This is a genomic window from Pseudomonas putida (assembly GCF_025905425.1).
Taxonomy (GTDB): Bacteria; Pseudomonadota; Gammaproteobacteria; order Pseudomonadales; family Pseudomonadaceae; genus Aquipseudomonas; species Aquipseudomonas putida_AF.
Window position 1 is genome coordinate 3,238,444 of sequence record NZ_CP109603.1, and the last position, 16,872, is coordinate 3,255,315.

10 protein-coding genes are annotated in these 16,872 nt (G+C 62.8%); 5 read left to right on the forward strand and 5 right to left on the reverse strand.

Annotated features, from left to right (window positions below; all coding sequences use genetic code 11):
* The first annotated feature begins 3 nt into the window (after nt 1-3).
* Nucleotides 4-252, forward strand: coding sequence for a DUF2934 domain-containing protein (locus tag OGV19_RS14425; RefSeq protein ID WP_264309397.1), 249 nt, complete (start codon nt 4-6; stop codon nt 250-252).
* A 133-nt stretch (nt 253-385) separates the two neighbouring features.
* Nucleotides 386-2,539 carry a glycogen debranching protein GlgX gene (gene glgX, locus OGV19_RS14430; RefSeq protein ID WP_264309398.1) on the forward strand — a complete coding sequence of 718 codons (2,154 nt, stop codon included), beginning with the start codon at nt 386-388 and terminating at the stop codon, nt 2,537-2,539.
* 151 nt (nt 2,540-2,690) lie between these two features.
* Here glgX and OGV19_RS14435 read toward each other — a convergent pair whose 3' ends face one another.
* On the reverse strand, nt 2,691-3,626 hold the full coding sequence (locus OGV19_RS14435; RefSeq protein WP_264309399.1) for an IS110 family transposase: 936 nt from the start codon (nt 3,624-3,626) through the stop codon (nt 2,691-2,693).
* Nucleotides 3,627-4,483: 857 nt separating this feature from the next.
* On the opposite strand from OGV19_RS14435, the gene OGV19_RS14445 reads away from it, so the two are divergent.
* Nucleotides 4,484-5,560, forward strand: a complete 1,077-nt coding sequence (locus OGV19_RS14445) for an autotransporter domain-containing protein (protein ID WP_264309400.1) — start codon at nt 4,484-4,486, stop codon at nt 5,558-5,560.
* Nucleotides 5,561-5,626: 66 nt separating this feature from the next.
* On the opposite strand, the gene glgB is transcribed toward OGV19_RS14445, so the two are convergent.
* The 3 genes from glgB to OGV19_RS14460 all read right to left on the reverse strand — a co-directional run bounded on the left by glgB (nt 5,627) and on the right by OGV19_RS14460 (nt 13,327).
* On the reverse strand, nt 5,627-7,837 hold the full coding sequence (gene glgB / locus OGV19_RS14450; RefSeq protein WP_264309401.1) for a 1,4-alpha-glucan branching protein GlgB: 2,211 nt from the start codon (nt 7,835-7,837) through the stop codon (nt 5,627-5,629).
* On the reverse strand, nt 7,838-11,155 hold the full coding sequence (treS, locus tag OGV19_RS14455; protein WP_264309402.1) for a maltose alpha-D-glucosyltransferase: 3,318 nt from the start codon (nt 11,153-11,155) through the stop codon (nt 7,838-7,840).
* 153 nt (nt 11,156-11,308) lie between these two features.
* A complete protein-coding gene (locus tag OGV19_RS14460; RefSeq protein WP_264309403.1) occupies nt 11,309-13,327 on the reverse strand; it encodes an alpha-1,4-glucan--maltose-1-phosphate maltosyltransferase in 2,019 nt (672 codons plus the stop codon).
* Nucleotides 13,328-13,468: 141 nt separating this feature from the next.
* Here OGV19_RS14460 and OGV19_RS14465 point away from each other — a divergent pair, with 141 nt between their 5' ends.
* A complete protein-coding gene (locus tag OGV19_RS14465) occupies nt 13,469-13,630 on the forward strand; it encodes a hypothetical protein (RefSeq protein WP_172228164.1) in 162 nt (53 codons plus the stop codon).
* 73 nt (nt 13,631-13,703) lie between these two features.
* On the opposite strand, the gene OGV19_RS14470 is transcribed toward OGV19_RS14465, so the two are convergent.
* On the reverse strand, nt 13,704-15,386 hold the full coding sequence (locus OGV19_RS14470; protein WP_264309404.1) for an AMP-binding protein: 1,683 nt from the start codon (nt 15,384-15,386) through the stop codon (nt 13,704-13,706).
* Between the two features lie 321 nt (nt 15,387-15,707).
* Here OGV19_RS14470 and OGV19_RS14475 point away from each other — a divergent pair, with 321 nt between their 5' ends.
* Nucleotides 15,708-16,871 carry an isovaleryl-CoA dehydrogenase gene (locus tag OGV19_RS14475; RefSeq protein WP_264309405.1) on the forward strand — a complete coding sequence of 388 codons (1,164 nt, stop codon included), beginning with the start codon at nt 15,708-15,710 and terminating at the stop codon, nt 16,869-16,871.
* Nucleotide 16,872 lies beyond the last annotated feature (1 nt).

Here is a 16,872-nt window from a genome sequence, read left to right on the forward strand (position 1 = left end):
GTCATGATGAGTGTCGATGAGAAGCGTATCCGTGAATTTGCCTACCAGATCTGGGAATCGGAAGGTAAGCCCGTCGGTGAGGAGGAGCGCCACTGGGAGATGGCGCGCAAGCTGGCCGAGGCCGAGGCCTTGGCACCCAAGGCAGCGCCGCGCAAGAAAGCGGCGGCCAAGCCCAAGGTAGCGGCAGAGCCGGTTGCCAAGCCTGCGGCGGCGAAGAAGCCACGGGCGGTGAAAAAGCCCGCCGCCGGTTAAGCCTGCACCGGCCTCTTCGCGGGCAAGCCCGCTCCCACAGAGTCCCCACTGCCTGTGGGAGCGGGCTTGCCCCGCGAAAAGGCCCGTCCGGGAGTACATAGCCCCCTTCCACCACGGTCACTCGAGGACTGCCATGAGCCCCCGCATCCCGAAGAAAACCCGCTCAGTCGCCCCATCGCGCATTCGCGAAGGCATGCCCTTCCCCCTCGGCGCTACCTGGGACGGGCTTGGGGTCAACTTCGCCCTGTTCTCGGCCAACGCCACCAAGGTCGAGCTGTGCCTGTTCGACTCCAGTGGCGAACAGGAAATCGAGCGCATCGAGCTGCCCGAATACACCGACGAGATCTACCACGGCTACCTGCCCGACGCACACCCAGGGCTGGTCTACGGCTATCGCGTCTACGGCCCTTACGAGCCCGAGAACGGCCACCGCTTCAACCCCAACAAACTGCTGATCGACCCTTACGCCAAGCAACTGGTCGGCAGCCTGAAATGGTCCGAGGCACTGTTCGGCTACACCATCGGCCACCCCGACGGCGACCTGTCGTTCGACGAACGCGACAGCGCACCCTTCGTGCCCAAATGCAAAGTCATCGACCCGGCCTTCACCTGGGGCCGCGATCAGCGCGTGCAGATCCCCTGGGAGCGCACCATCCTCTACGAAGCGCATACCCGCGGCATCAGCATGCGTCACCCGGCGGTGCCGGAAGCACTGCGCGGCACCTTCGCCGGCCTTGCCAATGACGAGCTGCTCAAGCACATCAAGGACCTGGGCGTTTCCAGTATCGAACTGCTGCCGATCCACGCCTTCGTCAACGACCAGCACCTGCTGGACAAGGGCCTGAACAATTACTGGGGCTACAACAGCATCGCCTTTTTCGCGCCGCACCCCCGGTACCTGGCCAGCGGCAAGATCGCCGAATTCAAAGAGATGGTCGCGCACCTGCATGACGCCGGGCTGGAGGTGATTCTGGATGTGGTCTACAACCACACCGCCGAAGGCAACGAGCGCGGCCCGACACTGTCCATGCGCGGCATCGACAACGCCTCCTACTACCGGCTGATGCCCGACGACAAGCGTTATTACATCAACGATTCCGGCACCGGCAATACCCTGGACCTGAGCCACCCGTGCGTGCTGCAACTGGTCACCGACTCACTGCGTTATTGGGCCGGCGAGATGCATGTGGATGGCTTTCGCTTCGACCTGGCGACCATCCTCGGTCGTTACCACGATGGCTACAGCGAACGCCACGGCTTCCTCGTCGCCTGCCGCCAGGACCCGATGCTCAGCCAGGTCAAGCTGATTGCCGAGCCTTGGGATTGCGGCCCCGGTGGCTATCAGGTGGGCAACTTCGCGCCTGGCTGGGCGGAGTGGAACGACCGCTTCCGCGACACCGTGCGGGCGTTCTGGAAAGGTGATGAAGGCCAGTTGGCCGACTTCGCTTCGCGCATGACCGCGTCGGGCGACATGTTCAACAACCGCGGCCGGCGCCCTTATGCCTCGGTCAATTTCGTCACCGCCCACGATGGCTTCACCCTGCGCGATCTGGTGTCGTACAACAGCAAGCACAACGAGGACAACGACGAGAACAACCAGGACGGCACCGACAACAACCTGTCATGGAACTGTGGCGCCGAAGGGCCCACCGACGACCCGGAAATCATCGCCCTGCGCATGCGCCAGATGCGCAACTTCTTCGCCACCCTACTGTTTGCCCAGGGCACGCCGATGATCGTCGCCGGCGACGAGTTCAGCCGCACCCAGCATGGCAACAACAACGCCTATTGCCAGGACAGCGAGATCGGTTGGGTCAACTGGGACCTGGACGACGATGGCACCGCGCTGCTGGCCTTCGTCAAACGCCTGACCCGGCTGCGCCTGGCCTACCCGGTGCTGCGCCGTTCACGCTTTCTGGTGGGTGACTACAACGAGGCGATCGGGGTCAAGGATGTCACCTGGCTGGCGCCGGATGGCAGCGAGATGAGCGTCGAGCAATGGGAAGACCCCCATGGCCGTTGCCTGGGCATGCTGATCGACGGGCGTGCGCAGGTCAGCGGCATCGCCCGGCCAGGTGCCGAGGCGACGGTGCTGCTGATCGTCAATGCCCATCACGATACCGTGCCGTTCCAACTGCCTACCGTGCCCGAAGGCGATTACTGGAGCTGCCTGGTGGATACCGACCGGCCTGAGCTGCGCAAGGGGCAGCACTTGCCATTCGAGAGCACGTTCGAAGTGAAGGGGCGCTCGATGCTGTTGATGGTGCTGCAGCACGAGGAAGAGTGAACCTCAGGGGCCCTGATCGGTCCTTTGTCTAGGCTCTGTACGAAAAGTTTTGTGGGAGCAACTGTCTTCTTGTGGAAGCTGGCCTTGCCGGCGATGGGGCGCGTAGCGCCCCAGGCCCGGCTGTGCCGGGCATCGCCAGCAAGGCTTGCTCCTACGAATGAGCTATTTGCTCCTTCCAGGGCGTTCCGGTCTTGAGCATCGCATTTAGCCTCACTATCAATACTCGCATACACGCCACCACCGATACTTTCGCGCACTTCCCCTGGGCTCGCAGTGCTTTGTAGCGCTCGCAGAAGTCCTTGTTGTGCCGTATCACCACCCAGCAGGCCATATAGAGCGCCCGCCTGACTTGTGAGCGCCCCCCCCAGATTGAACGCTTGCCCGACTGCTTGCCGCTGTCCTGGTTGAACGGCGCAACACCGACCAAGGCAGCAATTTCCTTCTTATCCACCTGGCCCAGCTCTGGCAGCAAGGCCATCAGCTTTCCGGCAGTAATCAGACCAATTCCTTTGACTTGAGTGAGCTGTTTAACCCGGTCATCAGGCAAAGCTGCTGCCTGCTGTGCGATCTCTTGTTCCAGCGCTCGAATTTCACCCTTCAGATAGGCGATGTGTTGTTCCAACCGCAAACAAACACTGGGAGCCCGCGCCTGCTTCAGGCGCCGCTTGTCATCGTCGCGCTGTTGGACGAAGCGATCCCGCTGCATAAGCAGTTCGCGCAGCAAGGCCCGCTCGGGTGTCATCACCTGGCAAGGCCGTGGGGGCATAACTTCAGCCAGGTGAGCCAAAACAGCTGCGTCAATGGGATCGGTCTTGGCGCGTTTACCCATCGACTTGGCAAAGTCCCGGGCACGACTGGGATTGATCCGGCAAACCGGAAAATCGGCATCCTGCAGCGCTTTGAGGACATTGCACTCGTAGCCACCGGTAGCTTCGAGCAAGACCATTGAAACTGCATACCCGCCAAGCTTTTCGACGAGCAGTTGGAATCCCTTCAAGTCATTGGAAACACTGAAGTTCACCCCCTCAGGGCGGATGTGAACAGCAAGTGTGGCACTGGAAACATCGATGCCGACAGAGGAAGACATGGCCAAACCCTCTTAAACTCAAGGAGTGAGAGCGCTTTGGCTTGGCCCACGCTTGTGATTCGAGATTACGCCCCTCATCCAACTGTTCGGGCTCTCGCCAAAGTGGAACGGTGAATGGCAGCTTTTGCTCCCACACGTGCTCTGGGCACCTCGGGCTATCAGCTTGCCATTCACCGCTCTCACTTCAGATTCTATTCCCTCTCCAAGACACAAGCGGGCTTGCCCCCGATGGAGTGCGAAGCGCTCCTGTACCCGATATCAAATAGTGTCAAAGACGCCGCGAATTCAGGCTTTGCTGCCGCGTTGCGGCAGATCGCGGGGCAAGCCCGCTCCCACAACGATGGATAACCATACTTTCGTACAAAACCTAGGAGCGGGCTTGCCGGGGCGCTCCTACAGGGGTCGTGCGCGACGCTTTGACAGAGGCAACACCTACATGGGTTTCACTGCCTTCCACCGGCGCTTCATGCTGCCGCCACTGCGCGAGGCGGTACGTAGCACCCCGGCCGACATCGAACTGGCTGTTGAGGTTCGGCTCTAGCAATCATTCTTCATAGCCACGGGGCGGTAAATAGCGAACCTCGATATACCTGACTATTTAACTCGGAAAATCAGCTGCTTGAACCCATTCACAGGCCATGAACAGATCCTTCACGCTTTCTTGACGCAAGCCCCTACCTCTCCTTAGCTGAACAGTATCTAGTCGTAAAGATCTCGCGCCGGGCCTCTAGCTCGCGCCTTCGTGCGCGTTTGCGAAAGCAGGCGTGCTGGTTTGGGTCGCCCACTGTTTTTGCCGTACAGCTCGTGACAACAGGCCAGGTCCTTGGGCTGTACCACAAAAACAACGGAGATCCGCCATGAAAAGAACCTCGAATCCTTTGCGCTTCGACAGCATTTTCTGCGCGGTTTCCACGTCGCTGCTTCTGGCAACCCCGGTGGAAACTTTCGCATTCGAACTGCAGGACGACCCAACCTCCCCTAGCTTCTTGCAACAACCGGCGGTCCCGCAGCTATCGCTCGACCCGGTCAGCGCCAGCGGATTGAACATAGCGACCCTGAACGCCTTCTCGGAAAAGATGAACGAGCGCCACGGCCTCGCGGCGCCGGACCTGGTCGCCAGCCAGTGGGCGCAATTCTTCCCCGGCACCTCGCGCACCGGCGCACAGCCGCCCGACCAGCTCGAATCGCCCAGCCAGCAACTGATGATCGGCCCGGACCTGTTCTTGCGTGAAACCTCGGCGGGTAATGTGCACCGCGCGGGGATCTTCGTTGGCCACAACAACCTGCAGAGCAGCTTCAACGGCATTCGCCCGCTGTTGGGCGACAAGCAGCGCAATGCCGTGAACCTGAGTGGCGAAAGCCTGGGGGTGTACTGGAGCATGACCCATGAACGGGGCTGGCACCTGGATGCCGTGGCCATGGGCTCGCGTATCGACATCAATGGCCGCGGCGAAAGTGGCCAACGCCTGGACGACAGCGGCCATGCCATGACCTTCTCGCTGGAAGGTGGCTACCCAATCGGCCTGGGGGGCGGTTGGGTGATCGAACCCCAAGCCCAGTTGATCAACCAGCAGTTTTTCCCCGGTAGCCGGGTGCAGGAGGAGACGCTACAGGCATTCGACAGCCAGCCCAGTTGGAGCGGCCGGGTCGGTGCCAAGTTGTCCGGGCGCTACGAAGTGCGTGGCATGCCGATCGAACCCTATGTGCGCACCAACGTCTGGTATGACTTCAGCAATGCCGACGAGGTGAAGCTGGATCAGGTCGACAAGATCTCCAGCTCGCGGTACTCGACCACGGTGGAATTAGGCTTGGGGCTGGTGGCACGGGTGACACCGAACGTGGCGTTGTTTGTCAGTGCCGATTACAGCAGCGATGTGGATGACAATGACCTCAATGGGCTGATCGGTAGCCTTGGGGTGCGGATGCGGTGGTAGAGGCTGAATGTAGCGGTGCCCTTTTCGCGGGTAGCCCCGCGAAAAGGGCGTATCGGGCAAACCAAATCAGGCAGGTTTGAGGATCAATACACCCAGCGGCGGCAAGTTGAGGGCCAGCGACAGTGGTTGCCCATGGCTAGTAATTGCTTCACTTTCCACCGCCCCCAGGTTGCCCACGTTGGACCCTGCATACAGTTCGGCATCGCTGTTGAGCAGTTCTGCCCAACGCTCGCCAAACGGCACGCCAATCCGATACCCCTCACGCGGCACCGGGGTGAAGTTGGCCACCACCAGCAAGGGCTCGCCCTCACTGCTCCAGCGCAGCCAGGCGTACACGCTGTTTTGCGCATCGTCGCCGATCAGCCACTGGAAGCCCTGGGGCTGGCAATCCTGTTCGTGCAGCGCCGGCACCTCGCGGTACAGGCGGTTGAGGTCCCCGACCAGCCGCTGCACGCCCTTGTGCTCTGGGTACTGCAACAGGTACCAGTCCAGCTCGCTGTCGTGGTTCCACTCACGCCACTGGCCAAATTCACAGCCCATGAACAGCAGCTTCTTGCCCGGGTGCGCCCACATGAAGGTCAGGTAGGCACGCAGATTGGCGAACTTCTGCCAGCGATCGCCCGGCATCTTGTCGATCAGCGAATGCTTGCCGTGCACCACTTCATCGTGGGAAATCGGCAGGATGAAATGCTCGGAGTAGGCATAGATCAGCCCGAAGCTCATCTCGTTGTGATGAAAGGTGCGGTGAATCGGGTCGTTCTGGATGTAGTGCAGGGTGTCGTGCATCCAGCCCATGTTCCACTTGTAGGCAAAGCCCAGCCCGCCCTGCTGGGTTGGCTGGCTGACACCTGGCCAGGCGGTGGATTCCTCGGCGATGATCAGCGCGCCGGGGGCCTCATGCGCCGCCACACCGTTGAGGTGGCGGATGAAGTCGATGGCCTCCAGGTTCTCGCGCCCACCATGGCGGTTGGGCACCCACTCGCCAGCCTTGCGCGAGTAGTCGCGGTAGAGCATCGACGCCACGGCATCGACGCGCAGGCCGTCGATGTGGAACTGCTTGAGCCAGAGCAAGGCCGAGGCCAGCATGAAGCCGCGCACCTCGTTACGGCCAAGGTTGTAGATCAGCGTGTTCCAGTCCTGGTGGTAGCCCTCCAGGGGATTGTCGTACTCGTACAGTGCCGTGCTGTCGAAGCGTGCCAGGCCGTGTTCGTCGGTGGGGAAATGCGCCGGTACCCAGTCGAGGATCACGCCAATGCCGCCCTGGTGGCAGGCGTCGATGAAGGCGGCGAAATCTTCGGCACTGCCGTAGCGCGAGGTCGGCGCGAACATCGACAGGGGTTGATAGCCCCAGGAGCCGCCGAACGGGTGCTCCATGATCGGCATCAGTTCAATGTGGGTGAAGCCCAGCGCCTGCACATAGGGCACCAGGCGCTCGGCCAGCTCGCGCCAGTTGTAGTAACGCGCCACCTCGCCCAGGTCATCCAGCTCGCATTGCCATGAACCAACATGCAGTTCGTAGATCGACAGGGGCGCGTTGTAGGCGTGACGTTGCGCACGCTGCGCCATCCAGTCGTGGTCTTGCCAGGGGTGGCTGAGCGCACTGGCAACCTTCGACGCCGTGCTCGGCGGCAGCTCGGTGGCGCGGGCCAGCGGGTCAGCTTTCAGGGGCAACACGCCTTCTTTGCCCAGCACCTCGAACTTGTACGTTTCACCCACACCAAGGCGCGGCACGAACAGCTCCCACACCCCTGCGCTGTGGCGCAGGCGCATGGGATGACGCCGGCCATCCCAGTTGTTGAAGTCACCCACCACCGACACGCGGCGGGCATTTGGCGCCCACACCGAGAAGCACACACCGTCGATGCCATCGGCCTGCATCGGCTGAGCACCAAAACGCCCCGACAGGTCGCGGTGGTTGCCCTCGGCGAACAGGTAGAGGTCCATGTCACCCAGCTGCGGGCCGAAGCTGTACGGGTCTTCGGTCACCTGCTCGCCACCGGCCCAACCGATGTGCAGCAGGTACGGCTGTGCTTCATCCAGGTGCGCGGTGAACAGCCCAGGCAGCTTGCCTTGCACCATTTCGGCGAGCACACGCCCATCCTGGCGCGCCAGCACGCGCGCGCTCAGGGCATTGGGCAGGAACGCACGGACGAACTGCCCGCCCGCACCATCGCCATGGGGGCCTAGTACCGCAAATGGATCGGCGTGCTCGGCGCGGGCCAGGGCGTCGAGGTCCCGTTGCCGAAGGCCGCCGTTTTCACGCGTGGTTGCATTCATCTATGACTCTCCCCAGGTACTGATCAGTCCATGCAAGCCATGCAAAGGCACGGCCAGCCAATTCGGTCGATTTTCAGCTTCGTACGTGATTTCGTACGCGGCTTTTTCCAGGCAGAACAATTCAAGTGCGGCACGCTCGCCTTCGGCCTGCTGCCAGGCGTGGGGCATGGCAGCGGTGGCCAGGCCATAGGCTTCGACAAAGGCATGCCGCGACTGGTGCAGGTATTGCCTGGCAACCCGTTGCCGAGCCTTGCGCGCCGGGTCCGAAAGGTCCACCGCAGACGCGCTGCGCAGAATCATCGCAGCAGCATAGTCGAAGGATCGCAGCACGCCGCTGACATCTTTGTAAGGGCTGTGACGGGCCCGACGTTCTTCCAGTGGGCGGGCCGGTTCGCCCTCGAAATCGATCAGGTAGGCATCGCCCTGCACCACCAGCACCTGGCCCAGGTGCAGGTCGCCATGCACCCGCATCAACAGGCCACCCTGGGCCTGACGCGCGAGGTCGTCGATGTGCTGGGTAAGGCCGTCGCGCTGTTGCTGCAGGTCGTCGACCAGCGCCTGGCTGTCGCTGTCCAGGTTGTCGCGGTGCTGGGCCAGCAGGTCGAGGGCGTGGGTCAGGTCGGCACTGATCTGGCGGCTCCAGCGTTCGCTGTCCTGGGTACCGCTTGGGCGCGGCTGGAAGGCGGCATCGTCGGTCGGTGCCGCCAGCAGCAGGTGCATCTCGCCCAGGCGCTGGCCGAGCAAGGCGGCGAAACCGTCGAGTTCGGCCAGGGCATCGGTGTGGGCTTCGCTGGCCGTGCTGGACGGTTCCATCTCGTCGCGGATGGCCCGCTCCAGGGTGTTCTGGGTCCAGGCCCAGGCATCGCCCTGATTGCTCAGGTAGCCCTGGGCAATCATCAGCAGGTGCTCAGTCGCGTGCTCATCCACGCGGCTGACCCAAGCCAGCAGTGGCGAAATGTTGGTATAGCCTGCGGCTGTCAAGTAGGCGCTCATCTCAAGCTCGGGGTGAATGCCCGGGTTGACCCGTCGGATCAATTTGAGCACCACGCGGTCAGCGACCACCACCGAGCTGTTGGACTGCTCGGCGCTCAAGTAGCGCACTGGGCTGTCTTCGCTAAGGCCCAACCTGGCCAGCTGTTCGGTGCACGCGAAACGCAGCTCGCCCAGGCCATTGCCGCAGGGCAGCTGGTGGCGCTCCTGACAGGCCCGCAGCACGGCACGGATGAACGGTTCAAGGACGAACGCATCGGTGATCAGGCCAACCTGTCGGCCACGGCGCACCCGCGATAACGCCAGTTGCTGAGGCAAGGCGCTGTTGATCTGCTCTTCGGGCAACAGGCCGAACGGCAGTTGGTAATGGTTGAGCACGCCCTCGCTGAGCACTTCCAGCTCGCTGAGCAGCACCGGCGTGGTGGCCGTGCCAAAGCGCACGCCATAGCGCAGGCGAACTTGGTCGATCGGCCCTTCCTTGCCCGCGAACCAGCGCCGTTTAGGCAAGTATTGCGGCAGGATCGCGCTTTCCAGCGTTTCGCTGGAAGGCGCTTCGAGCAACTCTTCCAGGCGCTTGCGCAGCACCAGTGTGGTCAATTCGGGTAACCCCTCAGTGGCCTGGATATGCCAGCTGGGCATGCGGTCGTGCGAAGCCAGCAGGAACCAGTAAAAAGCATACGGCGGCAATGTCAGCAAAAACGGCAGCTGGCCAATCGGTGGAAAGGCGCTGCCGCCAAGCATCTCCACCGGTACTTTATCGGCGTATTGCGACAGCTCGAGTTCGGCGGCCTGGGCGGCGCGGGAAACGTTGGCCACGCAGAGAATCACTTCGCTGTTGCCGTCCTGGTCGGTGTACTCGCGCAGGTAAGCGAGGATGCGCCGGTTGCTCGGTGTGAGCATACGAATGCTGCCACGGCCAAACGCCTTCTGCTGGTTGCGCACCGCGAGCAGGCGGCGGTTCCAGTTGAGCAGCGAATGCGGGTCGTGGGACTGGGCTTCGACGTTGACCGTCTGGTAGCCGTACAGCGGGTCCATGATCGGCGGCAGCACCAGGCGCTGCGGGTCGGCGCGGGAGAACCCGCCGTTGCGGTCCGGCGACCATTGCATGGGCGTACGCACACCATCGCGGTCGCCCAGGTAGATGTTGTCGCCCATGCCCAGCTCATCGCCGTAGTACAGGGTCGGCGTGCCGGGCATCGACAGCAGCAGGCTGGTCAGCAGTTCGATGCGCCGACGGTCGCGTTGCAGCAGCGGCGCCAGTCTGCGGCGGATGCCAAGGTTGATGCGGGCGCGGCGGTCTTCGGCGTAGTAGTTCCACAGGTAGTCGCGCTCACGGTCGGTGACCATCTCCAGGGTCAGCTCATCGTGGTTGCGCAGAAAGATCGCCCACTGGCAGTTGGCGGGTATTTCCGGGGTCTGGCGCAGGATGTCGGTGATCGGGAAGCGGTCCTCCATGGCCAGGGCCATGTACATCCGTGGCATCAGCGGGAAGTGGAAGGCCATGTGGCATTCGTCGCCATCGCCCTCGCCAAAGTAAGGGCGGGTGTCCTCGGGCCACTGATTGGCCTCGGCCAGCAGCATGCGGTCGGGGTAGTTGGCGTCGATCTCGGCACGGATCGCCTTGAGCACCCGGTGGGTCTCGGGCAGGTTTTCGTTGTTAGTGCCATCGCGCTCGATCAGGTAGGGGATGGCATCCAGGCGCAGGCCATCGACGCCCAGGTCAAGCCAGAAGCGCATCACCCCGATCACCGCCTTGAGCACCTGCGGGTTGTCGAAGTTGAGGTCTGGCTGGTGCGAATAGAAGCGGTGCCAGAAGTACTGGCCGGCGACCGGGTCCCAGGTCCAGTTGGACTTTTCGGTGTCGAGGAAGATGATGCGCGTGCCGTCGTACTTCTGGTCGTCATCCGACCACACGTAAAAGTCGCGCGCCTTGCTGCCACGCTTGGCCAGGCGGGCGCGCTGGAACCAGGGGTGCTGGTCGCTGGTGTGGTTGATGACCAGCTCGGTGATCACCCGCAGGCCCCGTTTGTGTGCTTCGGCAATGAAGCGCCGGGCATCGGCCATGCTGCCGTAGTCCGGGTGCACGGCCTTGTATTCGGCGATGTCATAACCGTCGTCGCGCCGTGGCGAGGGGTAGAACGGCAGCAGCCAGAGCGTGTTCACGCCCAGTGCGGCAATGTAGTCGAGTTTGCTGATCAACCCGGCGAAGTCGCCGATGCCGTCGTTGTTGGCGTCGAAGAACGACTTGATGTGCAGCTGATAGATCACCGCGTCCTTGTACCACAGCGGGTCGTCGATGAAGGCTGCTGGTCGGGAACGCTTGGCCATGGGTGACTCCTTTCAGATCGTTCTTGAGCTTGGAGCTTGCGCGATCTCCTGCGGGAGCGGGCTTGCCCGCGAACACCGGCAAAGCCGGTGCCATTCACCGCGGTGCCTGCTTCGCGGGCAAGCCCGCTGCCACCGTTAATGGGGTATGTCGTGCTACCGGGCCTTTTCGATGCGCCAGATGCCAAACGGCTGATGCCACGGCTCGATGCGCATCCACTGGGTCTTGCCATGCCAGGTCCAGCGGTGGCCGTTCATCAGGTCTTCGCCAAGGGTGTCGGCGCTGTCGTCCAGGCCCAGCTCCCACAACGGCAGCTCGAAGCTGGCTTCCTGGGCGTTGTGCGGGTCGAGGCTGATCGCCACCAGGATGAAGTTGTCGCGCTCGGGCGTACGCTTGGCGAAGTACAGGATGTTGTCGTTCCAGCAGTTGAAGAAGGCCACGCCAAGGTGCGTTTGCAGGGCGCGGTTCTGCCGGCGAATACGGTTGAGCTGGGCGATCTCGGCAATGATGTTGCCGGGTTGGCTGAAATCACGCGGGCGGATTTCGTACTTCTCCGAGTCCAGGTATTCCTCCTTGCCGGGCAGCGGCGTGGCTTCGCACAGCTCGAAGCCCGAATACATGCCCCACAACCCTGAACCCATGGTTGCCAGCGCGGCGCGAATCAGAAAGCCCGCGCGGCCCGATGTGTGCAGGAAGTACGGGTTGATGTCCGGGGTATTGACGAAGAAGTTGGGGCGGTAGCACTGGCTCCACGGCGGCTGGTTGAGTTCTTCGAAATACTCGCGTAATTCCTTCTTGGTGTTACGCCAAGTGAAGTAGGTATAGCTCTGCGTGTAACCAACCTTGCCCAAGCGCGCCATCATCGCCGGCTTGGTGAAAGCCTCGGCGAGGAAGATCACCTCCGGGTGCCGACTACGCACATTGGCGATCAGCCATTGCCAGAACGGCAGCGGTTTAGTGTGTGGGTTGTCGACGCGGAAGGTCTTCACGCCCTCCTCGACCCAGCCGACCACTACATCGCGCAGCGCCAACCACAACGAAGGCACGGCTTCAGGGGCGTAGAAGTCGACGTTGACGATGTCCTGGTACTTCTTCGGCGGGTTTTCCGCATAGCGGACGGTGCCGTCGGGGCGCCAACTGAACCAGCCGGGGTGTTCCTTGAGCCACGGGTGGTCCTGGGAGCACTGGATAGCGAAATCGAGCGCGATTTCCAGACCGTGCTCGGCGGCGGCGGCCACCAGCCGGCGGAAGTCTTCACGGGTGCCCAGCTCAGGGTGAATGGCATCGTGCCCGCCCTCGGTGCTGCCGATGGCGTAAGGGCTGCCGGGGTCAGTGGGCTCCGCCTGCAAGGCATTGTTGCGGCCCTTGCGGTGCTTTTTGCCGATCGGATGAATGGGCGGAAAATACAGCACGTCGAAGCCCATGTCGCGGATCATCGGCAGGCGTTCGTGCACGTCGTTGAACGTGCCGTGGCGCTCGGGGCGGTCGGTGATCGAGCGCGGAAACAGCTCGTACCAACTGGCGAACTGCGCGGCCGGGCGGTCGACATCGACGGGGAATTCGCTGCTGCGGGTGAGGTAGCTGCGGTGTTCCGCCTCGGTCATCAGCCGAGAGGCTTCGGGGCCCAGCAACAGCGCCACCTGGTCATCCTGGGAGAGTGCCGGCAGCCGTGCCTGCAAGCCCTCGATCTGCTCACGCAAGAAGCCCTCGCTGCGCTCTGCGCCTTTGCCCAGCAGCAGACGGCCTTCCTCAAGCTCCAATTTGACCTCGACGCCAGCGTGGTACTTCTTCTCCAGGTCGTGGCAATAGGTGGCGAACGGGTCGATCCAGGCTTCGATGCTGAACAGGTGCGGGCCCAATTCGGTCGGCGTGAACGCGGCCAGCCACAGGTCATTGCCCGGTGAATGCATGGGCACGCAGTGCCAGCGCCGGCTGTGGGCCTGGCGCCAATTGAGCATCACGGCCAGACGGTCATGGCCGTCGCTGTAGACCTTGCTGCTGACCGCGACCGGCTGGCCGCTGATGGCCTTGGCGGCGAACATGCCGCCGTCGAGCGCAGGCTGCGTACCCTCGATCACGATGCGCGGCGCCAGCAGCGCCTGGGACAGGCTGATGGCCTGGTCCGGGTGATCGTTCGCCATGGGCACGCTTTCGAAAGGCTCGTTTCGTGACATCGGACCTTGCTCCCTTAGGCTGGTGGCGGTAAGGATTCAGAGCCGGGCACGGGCGTAGGGGTTCAAATAAATTGAGCGAACGGCAGCCCCTGACAGTCAGAGCCTGCAGCACCTCTTCATTCACCCACGCGAGGTCAGGCCATGAACATTCCCATTCCACCGGAAACCCCCGATCCCAACATCGACGACCCCAGCTTACCGCCGCCCGTGCCGGAACAAGACCCGGACGAGCTGCCGATCAAGCCAACAGTGCCGCCGACGGTGGGCGACCCGCCGAGCCAGGAGCCACCGGTGAAGGCTTAAGGATAGAGGCTTTTGCGGTGGCTGCCGGCCGCTTCAAGGGTTCACCCTGGAAGCGGCCGGCAGCCGGGACCTGTCAACCTGCAGAGAGCGCCGAAATTTCCGCCACACTGATCTCGCGCATCCTGAACTTCTGCACCTTGCCAGTCACCGTCATGGGGAACTCGTCGACAAAGCGGAAATGCCGCGGCACCTTGTAGTGCGCGATGCGCGCCTTGCACCAGCCGTGCAGCTCATCGACCGTGGCGCTGTGCCCTGGGTGCAGTTTGATCCAGGCCACAATCTCTTCGCCGTAACGGTTGCACGGGATACCGACCACCTGCGCATCGGCCACCGCCGGGTGGGTGTAGAAAAACTCCTCCAGCTCGCGTGGGTAGATGTTTTCGCCCCCCCTGATAATCATGTCCTTGTTGCGCCCGACAATGCGCACATGGCCGTGCTCGTCCATCACCGCCAGGTCGCCCGAGTGCATCCAGCCGGCCGGGTCGATGGCATCCGCCGTGGCCTGCGGGTTGTCCCAATAGCCGAGCATCACGCTGTAGCCCCGCGTGCACAGCTCGCCGATTTCACCTCTGGGCACGATGCAACCGTCGGCATCCACCAGTTTGTTCTCCAACTGCGGCTGGGTACGCCCGACTGTGGTCACGCGCAGTTCAAGCTCGTCGTCCGGGCCGGTCTGCAGCGACACCGGGCTGGTTTCGGTCATGCCATAGGCAATCTGCACTTCGGCCATGTGCATCTGGTCGATGACCCGGCGCATCACTTCGATCGGGCAAGTGGCACCGGCCATGATGCCGCTGCGCAAGGTGGAGAGGTCCATGCCCTGACGTGACGGGTGGTCGAGCATCGCGATGAACATGGTGGGCACGCCGTACAGGATGCTGGCGCGCTCCTCGGCCACGGCGCGCAGGGTGAGCTCAGGGTCAAAAGCGTCGTTGGGGTAGACCATGGTGCTGCCATGGGTGATGCAGCCGAGGTTGGCCATGACCATGCCGAAACAGTGGTACAGCGGCACCGGGATCACCATGCGGTCGGCGCTGGTCAGGCCCAGGCTCTCGCCGACCATGAAACCGTTGTTGAGGATGTTGTAGTGGCTGAGCGTGGCGCCCTTGGGCGCGCCAGTGGTGCCAGAGGTGTACTGGATATTTACCGGCTGGTCGAACTGCAGGCTCTGCTGGCGGGCCGTGTAGGCCTCGACCGTGGTCTGCCCAGCCCGCTCGGCCAGCGCCTGCCAGGGCAGGAAGCCAAGCGGTGGCTGGGCAGCCAGGCTGATCACCCCGCGCAGTTCGGGCAGGTTTTCATTGGCGAGCTCACCGGGGGCTACGGTTGCCAGCGCTGGCACCAGCTGCTGGACCATGGCGTGGTAATTGGACGTCTTGAACGCATCGGCGCACACCAGCCAGCGGCAACCGGACTGGCGCAGCACATACTCCAGCTCGCCCACGCGGTAGGCCGGGTTAATGTTGACCAAGATCGCGCCGACCTTGGCGCTGGCCAGTTGCAGGATGCACCACTGGGCGCAGTTGGGCGACCAGATGCCGACCCGATCGCCGGTGTTCACACCCAGGGCCATCAAGGCGCGGGCATGCACATCGACCTGTTCGGCCAACTGCTGCCAGCTGTAGCGCAGGCCCTGGTGGCGCGACACCAACGCTTCGTTATCGGCGTAGCGGGCCACAGTGGCATCGAAGGCCTGGCCGATGGTCAGGGTCAGCAAGGGTCGGTCCTGGCGACCGCGGGTATAGCTCGGTTGACTCATGGGTGTCCCTTCTTGTGGTTGTTCTGGGCACGACTGAAGCAAGCGGGGGATACTCTGGCGCACATTTACGTTTGCGTAAAGGTGATGAGGCGATTGACAGTGACTGAAGGCAGGTTTACGTTAACGTAAAGGTGACGAACGACACCGCCCATAGGCTCAAGCCGACCCCTGTGGGAGCGGGCTTGCCCGCGAATGCGATCACTCAGGCAATGACGGTGGTCCTGCTGACGCATTCGCGGGCAAGCCCGCTCCCACAGGGGTCGGCGGCGAACCCATGAGCTACGGTGTTACCCCATTTCAAGAACAAGAAGGTGCCCACACATGCATTACCCCTCTCTGAATTTCGCCCTGGGCGAAACCATCGACATGCTCCGTGACCAGGTGCGCACCTTCGTCGCCGCCGAACTGGCGCCACGCGCCGCGCAAATCGACCACGACAACCTGTTCCCCGCCGACATGTGGCGCAAATTCGGTGACATGGGCCTGCTGGGCATCACCGTGTCGGAAGAATACGGCGGCGCCGGCCTGGGCTACCTCGCCCATGTGGTGTCGATGGAAGAAATCAGCCGCGGCTCGGCCTCGGTGGCGCTTTCCTACGGCGCGCACTCCAACCTCTGCGTCAACCAGATCAACCGCAACGGCACCCATGAGCAAAAGCTCAAGTACCTGCCCAAGCTGATCAGCGGCGAACACATCGGCGCCCTGGCCATGAGCGAGCCCAACGCCGGCTCCGACGTGGTCTCGATGAAACTGCGCGCCGAAAAACGCGGCGACCACTACGTGCTCAACGGCAGCAAGACCTGGATCACCAACGGCCCCGACGCCAACACCTACGTGATCTACGCCAAGACCGACCTGGACAAGGGTGCGCACGGCATCACCGCGTTCATCGTCGAACGCGACTGGAAAGGCTTCAGCCGCAGCAACAAGTTCGACAAGCTGGGCATGCGTGGCTCCAACACCTGCGAGCTGTTCTTCGATGACGTCGAAGTGCCCGAAGAGAACATCCTCGGCCAGCTCAACGGCGGCGTGCGCGTACTGATGAGCGGCCTGGACTACGAGCGCGTGGTGCTCTCCGGCGGCCCGACCGGCATCATGCAAAGCTGTATGGACCTGGTGGTGCCCTACATCCACGACCGCAAGCAGTTTGGCCAGAGCATCGGCGAGTTCCAGCTGATCCAGGGCAAGATCGCCGACATGTACACCCAGCTCAACGCCAGCCGCGCCTACCTGTATGCCGTGGCCCAGGCCTGCGACCGTGGCGAGACCACCCGCAAAGACGCCGCCGGGGTCATCCTGTACACCGCCGAACGCGCCACGCAAATGGCCCTGGAAGCGATCCAGATTCTGGGCGGCAACGGCTACATCAACGAATTCCCGGCTGGCCGCCTGCTGCGCGACGCCAAGCTGTACGAAATCGGCGCCGGCACCAGCGAAATCCGCCGGATGCTGATTGGCCGCGAACTGTTCAACGAAACCCGCTGAG

What these genes read in the sequence shown, in the direction of transcription:
- OGV19_RS14425 (WP_264309397.1), top strand. Translation starts at nt 4, where the DNA reads ATGATGAGTGTCGATGAGAAGCGTATCCGTGAATTTGCCTACCAGATC.
- glgX (WP_264309398.1), top strand. Translation starts at nt 386, where the DNA reads ATGAGCCCCCGCATCCCGAAGAAAACCCGCTCAGTCGCCCCATCGCGC.
- OGV19_RS14435 (WP_264309399.1), bottom strand. Translation starts at nt 3,626, where the DNA reads ATGTCTTCCTCTGTCGGCATCGATGTTTCCAGTGCCACACTTGCTGTT.
- OGV19_RS14445 (WP_264309400.1), top strand. Translation starts at nt 4,484, where the DNA reads ATGAAAAGAACCTCGAATCCTTTGCGCTTCGACAGCATTTTCTGCGCG.
- glgB (WP_264309401.1), bottom strand. Translation starts at nt 7,837, where the DNA reads ATGAATGCAACCACGCGTGAAAACGGCGGCCTTCGGCAACGGGACCTC.
- treS (WP_264309402.1), bottom strand. Translation starts at nt 11,155, where the DNA reads ATGGCCAAGCGTTCCCGACCAGCAGCCTTCATCGACGACCCGCTGTGG.
- OGV19_RS14460 (WP_264309403.1), bottom strand. Translation starts at nt 13,327, where the DNA reads ATGTCACGAAACGAGCCTTTCGAAAGCGTGCCCATGGCGAACGATCAC.
- OGV19_RS14465 (WP_172228164.1), top strand. Translation starts at nt 13,469, where the DNA reads ATGAACATTCCCATTCCACCGGAAACCCCCGATCCCAACATCGACGAC.
- OGV19_RS14470 (WP_264309404.1), bottom strand. Translation starts at nt 15,386, where the DNA reads ATGAGTCAACCGAGCTATACCCGCGGTCGCCAGGACCGACCCTTGCTG.
- OGV19_RS14475 (WP_264309405.1), top strand. Translation starts at nt 15,708, where the DNA reads ATGCATTACCCCTCTCTGAATTTCGCCCTGGGCGAAACCATCGACATG.